The organism is Sphingomonas arabinosi (assembly GCF_036663715.1).
Lineage (GTDB): Bacteria > Pseudomonadota > Alphaproteobacteria > Sphingomonadales > Sphingomonadaceae > Sphingomonas.
In genome coordinates, this window is sequence record NZ_JAXOJN010000053.1 from 1 (window position 1) to 1,511 (window position 1,511).

1 protein-coding gene is annotated in these 1,511 nt (G+C 64.5%); it reads left to right on the plus strand.

The features are described from left to right. Positions 1 to 202 precede the first annotated feature (202 nt). Positions 203 to 1,332, plus strand: a protein-coding gene (locus tag U1708_RS20585) for an IS3 family transposase (RefSeq protein WP_332748154.1) whose coding sequence is annotated in 2 segments (ribosomal slippage) — positions 203 to 464 and positions 464 to 1,332 — 1,131 coding nt in all. Because the reading frame shifts where the segments join, the coding sequence is not laid out codon by codon here. Positions 1,333 to 1,511 lie beyond the last annotated feature (179 nt).

Below are 1,511 nucleotides of genomic sequence, written 5' to 3' on the forward strand. Positions count from 1 at the left end.
CCACATTGGCGGAGTTCCGCGGCTGCTGGTGCCTGACAATCTCAAAAGCGCGGTGAACAAGGCGTCCTTTTACGACCCGGAAATCAACCGCAGCTACGGCCGAATGACCGCGCACTAAGAGGTGGTTCGGGAAATCTGGACAGCGGGGATAAGTGGATCGCCGATCTGACAGCGGCCATGCTGGCCGCGAGCAGGAGGCAAGATGAGCAAGCGACCACGCCGGAACCACAGCCCGGCGTTCAAGGCCAGGGTGGCGTTGGCTGCCGTGAAAGGCGAGAAGACGCTGGCTGAGTTGGCACAGCAGTATGACGTGCACCCGAACCTGATCAACCAATGGCGGTCGCGGCTGCTGGAAGGCGCGGCGGACGTGTTCGGCGCGGAGCCGGCAGCGGCCGAACCGACAGTTGACGTCACGGTGCTGCACGCCAAAATCGGCGAGCTGACGCTGGCGAACGATTTTTTGGCCGGTGCGCTCGGGAAGGCAGGTCTGTTGCCGAGCGCAAAGCGATGATCGACCGTGGTCATGCGCTGCCGCTTGCTCGCCAGGCGCAGCAGCTCGAGATCAGCCGCGGCAGCATCTACTATCTGGCGCGACCCGCGCCGGACGCTGATCTGACGATCATGCGGCGGATCGACGAGCTGCATCTGCTCTACCCGTTCGCTGGCAGCCGTATGCTGCGCGATCTGCTCCGGCAGGAGGGCACGGCGATCGGCCGGCTGCATGTCGCGACGCTGATGAAGCGGATGCGGATCGAGGCGATCTACCGCCGGCCGAACACCTCGAAGCCGGCGCCGGGGCACAAGGTCTATCCGTACCTGCTGCGCAAGCTGGCAGTGACGCGGGCGAACCAGGTCTGGGCCACGGACATCACCTACGTGCCCATGGCGCGTGGCTTCGTCTACCTCGTCGCCATCGTCGACTGGTTCACCCGGCGCGTGCTGGCGTGGCGGGTGTCGATCTCGCTCGATGTCGCGTTCTGCATCGAGGCGCTGGAAGAAGCGCTGGCGCGATACGGCAAGCCGGCGATCTTCAACAGCGATCAGGGCTCGCAATTTACGAGCACGGCGTTCACTGCCGTCCTCCACCGGGAGGAAATCGCCATCAGCATGGATGGCAAGGGGTGCTGGCGCGACAACGTGTTCGTTGAGCGCCTCTGGCGCTCGGTGAAATACGAGGAGGTGTACCTCAACGCCTACGCCTCGGTCCCCGAGGCCCGTGCCGGCATTGGCCGCTACATCGGGTTCTACAACGCCGTCAGGCCGCACTCGGCGCTTGGCGGTCGCACGCCCGACCAGATATACTTCGACCAGCCGCTTCTCGCAGCGGCATGATCAACCAGCGGCGATCCACTTATCCGAGCCGCGAGCCTGTGCAGACAAACCGAGCCACCTCTCTATGACGTCGGCGTGCTTCCGGCGCGGCCGAAGAAGCCCCGTGACAAGGCGGCCGTGGAAGCCGGGGTACGCTTCGCCCAGACGTACATTCTGGGCCGACTTCGCAACCATGATTT